General features: G+C 44.6%; 8 protein-coding genes. 3 read left to right on the forward strand and 5 right to left on the reverse strand.

Features of this window, described 5'->3' with window-relative positions:
• Nucleotides 1-247: 247 nt before the first annotated feature.
• The 3 genes from RMO79_RS08895 to RMO79_RS08905 all read left to right on the forward strand — a co-directional run bounded on the left by RMO79_RS08895 (nt 248) and on the right by RMO79_RS08905 (nt 2,716).
• Entirely contained in the window at nt 248-1,117 is an 870-nt protein-coding gene (locus RMO79_RS08895; protein WP_310482756.1) for a branched-chain amino acid ABC transporter permease, read from the forward strand.
• Between the two features lie 242 nt (nt 1,118-1,359).
• Complete coding sequence (cruF, locus tag RMO79_RS08900) at nt 1,360-2,244, forward strand: gamma-carotene 1'-hydroxylase CruF (protein WP_310482757.1); 885 nt, start codon at nt 1,360-1,362, stop codon at nt 2,242-2,244.
• A gap of 211 nt (nt 2,245-2,455) precedes the next feature.
• The gene (locus RMO79_RS08905; RefSeq protein ID WP_310482758.1) at nt 2,456-2,716 is read left to right on the forward strand and encodes a hypothetical protein; all 261 of its coding nucleotides are present in this window, start codon (nt 2,456-2,458) and stop codon (nt 2,714-2,716) included.
• Nucleotides 2,717-2,747: 31 nt separating this feature from the next.
• On the opposite strand, the gene RMO79_RS08910 is transcribed toward RMO79_RS08905, so the two are convergent.
• The 5 genes from RMO79_RS08910 to RMO79_RS08930 form a co-directional block, all read right to left on the reverse strand.
• Nucleotides 2,748-3,395, reverse strand: coding sequence for a hypothetical protein (locus RMO79_RS08910; protein WP_310482759.1), 648 nt, complete (start codon nt 3,393-3,395; stop codon nt 2,748-2,750).
• Nucleotides 3,347-3,742 carry a hypothetical protein gene (locus tag RMO79_RS08915; RefSeq protein WP_310482760.1) on the reverse strand — a complete coding sequence of 132 codons (396 nt, stop codon included), beginning with the start codon at nt 3,740-3,742 and terminating at the stop codon, nt 3,347-3,349. The genes RMO79_RS08910 and RMO79_RS08915 overlap by 49 nt, the downstream gene beginning before the upstream one ends.
• Before the next feature lie 507 nt (nt 3,743-4,249).
• On the reverse strand, nt 4,250-4,672 hold the full coding sequence (locus RMO79_RS08920; RefSeq protein ID WP_310482761.1) for a DUF6010 family protein: 423 nt from the start codon (nt 4,670-4,672) through the stop codon (nt 4,250-4,252).
• A 22-nt stretch (nt 4,673-4,694) separates the two neighbouring features.
• Nucleotides 4,695-5,090: a DUF6220 domain-containing protein gene (locus tag RMO79_RS08925; RefSeq protein WP_310482762.1), complete on the reverse strand. Its 396-nt coding sequence runs from the start codon at nt 5,088-5,090 to the stop codon at nt 4,695-4,697.
• A gap of 272 nt (nt 5,091-5,362) precedes the next feature.
• Nucleotides 5,363-5,764, reverse strand: a 402-nt coding sequence (locus RMO79_RS08930; protein ID WP_310482764.1) for a DJ-1/PfpI family protein, incomplete at its 5' end; no start/stop codon positions are given.

The raw sequence follows: 5,764 nt of genomic DNA on the forward strand, positions 1-5,764 counted from the left end.
AATAAAACTGTGTTTTAAAATAATTTTACTTAACCAAATTTCACTAAATTTTTTTTTTTTTTTTAATTGGTTTTAAGAATACTTATTCCGTTTGGGGTGGGGGGTGGGGGTTTTTGGGTGGGGGGGGGCGGGGGAGACGGGGAGACTGGGAGACGATGTTTGAATTTGGAATTGCTGTTACTCATTACCCCTGTCCCGATCGAACTCACGGTAATGTAAGATCTACAGCAGCAATATCAGATAGAGTATGGATCCCCAATTAATTGTAAATGGCATTGCCCTGGGCAGTATTATTGCTCTGGGCGCAGTTGGTTTGACGCTGACATATGGCATTTTACGCCTGTCAAACTTTGCTCATGGGGACTTAATGACTTTAGGGGCATTTGTCGCCTGGATGCTGAATATGAGTCCGATCCCGGTGTTAAACAATATCTGGGTATCGATGTTAGTGGGCATTATTGCCACTGTGGGGGTAGCATTACTAGCAGAAGCGGTGTTGTGGAAACGAATGCGGCGGGTACGTGCGACCCCAACTACACTGGTAATTATTTCGATCGGGCTGGCATTATTTCTGCGGAACGGAATTTTACTAATTTGGGGTAGCGATGCCAAACGGTATAATTTACCTGTCAGTGAAGCGATCGATCTATTTGGGATTAAAATTAAGTTCTATAATTTGGTCGTACTCGGTTTGGCAATTGCCGCGATCGTGGGGTTGCATTTTCTGTTGCAGAATACCAAAATTGGTAAAGCCATGCGCGCGGTAGCCGACGATATCGATCTGGCGCGGGTGACGGGCATTAATGTCGAGCGCGTCGTTTTATGGACGTGGATTATTGCCGCTAGCCTGACAGGATTGGGCGGACAAATGTATGGATTAGTAGCTAATGTGCGTCCTGATATGGGGTGGTTCTTAATTATGCCGATGTTTGCGGCGGTGACTTTGGGCGGAATTGGTAATCCTTACGGTGCGATCGCCGGTGCGTTTATAATTGGGATCGCTCAAGAAGTTGCCGTGCCTTATGTCGGCTCTCAATACAAACTAGCGATCGCGCTAATTTTCATGGTATTAACTTTATTATTTCGTCCCCAAGGCCTTTTTAAAGGTACAGCCTAAACTCAATTCAGGCTTTAGGTTTTAGGTTTTAGGAGAAACCATAGACTACTATCCACGATCGACAAACAGACCGGAAATTATCGATCGCTACATGATACTACTCAGTAAAGATTTGTAAACTATGAGTATTACTCCATCTAAATTGGAAAATCGGGTTTAGTGCGAACTCTACATTGGACGCATTAGGCTCTACTCCACATCCAATTTAGATGAGTTGGCAAATTTAAATTAAGTCGCAATCGATGGAAAAATTTATGCGGATCGAGCAAACTTTTCTAATAGGGCATATTTTGTCTATGGCGTTTGGGCTGGCGGGATTGCTAATAGTATTACCAAACGCAGATTTTATTGCAGCACTACCAGAAATTGGCAAAACAGCATTTGCCTGGTCGATGGCTGGTGGTGGTGTGGTATACATGCTATTAGGTACCTCAGCCGTGGCGGTATATGCTTACAGAACTCTAGGCATTTGGCATTGCCTGGGCTTTATGGTGCCTGCGATCGGACTATCATTGGTGAGTGAGTTATTGGGGACTAGCACCGGATTTCCGTTCGGGCACTATCATTATTTATCGGGATTGGGTTATAAAATTGCGGGGTTAGTACCGTTTACCATTCCGCTCTCTTGGTTCTATATCGGGTTTAGTGCGTATATTATCGCGCGAGCTGGGTTAGAAACTCTGGCTATTCCGCAATTATTAAAATATGTCGGCGCGATCGGCTTTGGTTCGCTATTATTAACCTCATGGGATTTTGTCCTCGATCCCGCGATGAGTCAGACGACGGTACCATTCTGGGTATGGGAGCAACCAGGCGCATTTTTTGGAATGCCCTACGAGAATTTCGCTGGTTGGTTTGGTACGGGAGCAGTTTTTATGACTGTGGCTACTTTTATCTGGCGGCTCAAACCATTAACATTACCATCCGATCGACTCGGTTTGCCGCTGGCGGTTTATGTGGCTAATTTTGCCTTTGCAACAATTACCAGCATCGCCGCTGGGATTTATCCACCAATTTTATTAGGCGTAATTTTAGGCATCGTACCATTACTATTTTTCTACCAATTAGCAACTACTCGATCGCCTCATCAGAATATAACTGAATCTCTCGAAGCCGAAATTATCTAATTTCGGTGGTGCAGATGGGGGGAGTCAAGGAGTAAGGAGTATTTTGGAACAATCCCACACTTCCAGTCTCCCCGTCCCCCCTTAGGGTGGTTTCATGCACCAGAAGAAAAATTTCTCAGTCCACTTCAGCGAACTTTCTCTAGTAGCCCGCACTTTAGTCGCGGGCGGTTGAAGACTAAGCACCAGGGTTTATCCATTTTTATTTTCTTGTATGAAACCACCCTGCCCTCTCCCTCTCCCCCCTCTCCCCGTCGCCCGCGCGATCGTCCAATACCGAGCTACCGATCGCATTAATAATTTAATATTCTTAACCAAGTTGAAATGTGGAATTGGTAAAACTAAGTTATCTGCATTAGTCGATCGATTATCGTCGTCCAAAAATATGACTCGCGATACCCAAATTTTAGATCGAAGATTGTGCCCATACCTTGCGGAAATTGGCATCGATCGAACACACTATTTTCAAAGTTAACTTTGGCTAACTGCACTTCCTGAAAATCTACTTAGGCAATGTGGAGATTGCTTAAATCCCAGTTAGTGAAGTTGGCATTGAGTTCGATTGCTAAATTGATTAAGTTACCAATTGCATAACCTTTGAGGTCTGCCGCCAGCAGAATTAACGATCGAATGTAGGCAATGGTTTCCGTGGCGTGGCGACGATAAAGGAGGCGACTGAGGGGATTGAGAAAGAGCCGCTGTTGAATCTGGCGAATGTATTCGGGTGAGGTTGTCGGGTGGAGGGCTAAGTAATTAAAAAAAAACAAATTTCCTGGGGTTTGTAATTCTAAATCGAGTTCGGCTCTTAATCGATCGGGGCCAAGTTCTAAGATGACATTTTGAAGGGTATAACACTTGACTTCGTTCCGATCTAGATTACTACCGCCGATAGTTTGAACGATCGATCGCCGAATTAGGGAATCGATCGTGCTAGCTAGATTACCTTGCAGTGACATTATTTCAAAGTGTTCGCCCAGAGCAGCCATAGAAGTCGGTTCCCGCCGGAGCGCAAGGTGATAAACTACCAGCTTTTCGGTAACGGTAAGACGGGCTAATTGCTCGGTAATAATTGTCGAGATTTTACTATAGTTGTAGCGATCGGAAATTAAAAAAGATTCGGGATCGCCATCGATCGAAAAATTACTAAAATCCATTCCGCCAGTTGGTTTAGTTCGGTGGTTCGTCTACAGAAAGGCTGAATATCGGTGGGGGCATCTTCCCAGTCGATCTCAGCTTGCCGATCGATCGCTATTTGCTTGAAAATTTCGGCAAAATTGCTTTTAGTAATTTTTCGATCGATGGCGATCGAGAGGTCTTGAAGTAGTGCCGAAGCTATATTGCGGACTGTATTGTCTTGATAACTGATGAGTTTGGCGATCGATTTATAATCTTTTTTTTGCCAGATGCCTTCAATAATCAGACATTCTACCTGAGATGGTTCTTGCCCCCGCTGTTGTTGGATGTAGTAACAGACAGATTGGTAAATGGGGGATGGCAGCATGTCGTCAGATCCGAGCGGATTTGTCACTCATTTGTCACCCATAATCGGGGCAGATCCTCTGGTTTGTAAATCGACCGAAAGCTTACATGTTAAGGATTGCAAGCTCAAATCTCCGTTTAAATGGGCTAGCGCAAAAAGTTGCGAAGGTGTTTTTGGCGGTTTGAGGATCTTGAATCGATCGATCGGAATGCCATAGTTAAGTTTGTTACTCGACAACTATCGTATATCAGGAATGCTAGATTGCAGATGTCGTAATTCTGGGTTCGATCGAATCCTCATTCCTCAGTAGATAAGTCCGCAGATTAGATCGAATTTTTGTAATAGATAAATTATTTGAATGGGTAAAAGTAATTTGCATCCACAGTTAAATGTAGTAAATGGGGTTGAAATTTTATAGCCATCTGACTCACCAATGCAAAAATCTTACTGGCATGACACCCAGACAGATTTCGATAAATCGTAAGAATCTGGGACAAATCGATCGCCTCATGGCGTAAATACACAGCACTAATACTTCAACTTTGGGAACCAAGTAAATACGGAAGGTGCGCCTCGAAAATACCACAATGCCAGAGCTGGATCGCAAATGGCGCACCCAAACGACGATAGTGGCACGAATGGAACGATCGGAGTGCCGTAGAAGTGATGGACTGTATCCCAGGCGGTGTGAAGTAGCCAGCCAATCCCGATGAATCGGTAATCATTTAATCCAAAATAGGCAACTCCAGTCATCACAGTACAGAAGGCAAATTCCCAGCCCAGTAAACCACCATTAAGATATGCAGCTCCAGCTCCGGAGATCGTTAGGGCACTGAAATTGCGACGGTTTGGCTCCTTAAATAAAGAGCAGAGGGTAATATAAATTAGAGCCACCACTAACGGTGCAATTAGCTGGATAATTGTTATTTCAGGTCTAGATTGGATTGGCATAGTAGTCCTTTAAAGTAAATATTTATATGTACAACCAAGCTCGATGAACCAGTGTGGTTGAGGATGTAAATAATGAAAAGCCGATTAGTGGATGGAGAACACCTAAATGGAAGAGATGATTTAAGTGCCCCGTGATGAATTGCAGCGTCAGTAGTATTCCTAAACTTACTGTCAGCATCTTGATTTTTTGAGGAAATGGATTAATTAACAGCCCTGCTAATAGCAGTACAACTAACCCACCATAGCCGCGTACCAGTAAAATGTGAATGTTCCACCAAGTAGGGTCGTCGAAAACTGCTAATCCAACTGTTAATAGTTGAGCAATCAGACAAAAGTTGAATAATACGGCAATCGCCAGAAATCCTTTTTGAATCCAGCGTTCAGATAATTTAGTTTGCTCAGAATGAAGATCTATCATCACGCGATCAAGATTATTTATAAATGTAAATTTGGGAAAGAATTGTGTGTTGATATCGATTAGAATGCCAACGATTGAAATCGTCGCTGGTGATGCAAAGTCCGCCTACGCGGACTAAATAATTTCCTAGTCCGCGTAGGCGGACTTTGTACTACTAGCACCGATTTGCGGCTCGCGCTCGTCGGGAAACCCGACGGTTTAGCGAGACAAGACACAATCGAGTGCGGTGCTTGAACGAAGCAAATATCTCTAACCCGTTGGCGTAGTTTTTACTACTTTGCCCCGACCGCAGTGGACATCATCCCCTGCATCAATAACAGCCCCTTCGCTACCAACTCTGGCCCCGCTTTTTCTGGCGATCCAGTATCAAATGGCGGCGCGGGATTGTATTCAATCATTAGTTGCGTAATCTTGGCAACTTCTTCGCCATAGAGAATACTCGCCAGCGTCAGCCCAAAATCAATGCCTGCTGTCACCCCGCCACCCGTAATCCGATTGCGATTCTCCAAAGGAGAGGCTTCGCCAACGACCACCACCCGCTCGGTACCAACTTCCACACCCAATGCCGCAAGTTGGGGGCGTGCTGACCAGTGCGTAGCCGCTTGATAGCCTTTGAGCAGTCCCGCCTTCGCCAGAAACTGCGATCCGCCGCAAACAGAGGTGATAAATTTAGC

It is taken from the genome of Chamaesiphon sp. VAR_48_metabat_403 (assembly GCF_031422475.1).
Classification (GTDB): Bacteria; Cyanobacteriota; Cyanobacteriia; order Cyanobacteriales; family Chamaesiphonaceae; genus Chamaesiphon.

Bases quoted from the DNA above. Each gene is read 5' to 3' on its own strand.
- RMO79_RS08920 (WP_310482761.1), bottom strand. From the start codon at position 4,672: ATGCCAATCCAATCTAGACCTGAAATAACAATTATCCAGCTAATTGCA.
- RMO79_RS08905 (WP_310482758.1), top strand. From the start codon at position 2,456: ATGAAACCACCCTGCCCTCTCCCTCTCCCCCCTCTCCCCGTCGCCCGC.
- RMO79_RS08895 (WP_310482756.1), top strand. From the start codon at position 248: ATGGATCCCCAATTAATTGTAAATGGCATTGCCCTGGGCAGTATTATT.
- cruF (WP_310482757.1), top strand. From the start codon at position 1,360: ATGGAAAAATTTATGCGGATCGAGCAAACTTTTCTAATAGGGCATATT.
- RMO79_RS08915 (WP_310482760.1), bottom strand. From the start codon at position 3,742: ATGCTGCCATCCCCCATTTACCAATCTGTCTGTTACTACATCCAACAA.
- RMO79_RS08910 (WP_310482759.1), bottom strand. From the start codon at position 3,395: ATGGATTTTAGTAATTTTTCGATCGATGGCGATCCCGAATCTTTTTTA.
- RMO79_RS08925 (WP_310482762.1), bottom strand. From the start codon at position 5,090: ATGATAGATCTTCATTCTGAGCAAACTAAATTATCTGAACGCTGGATT.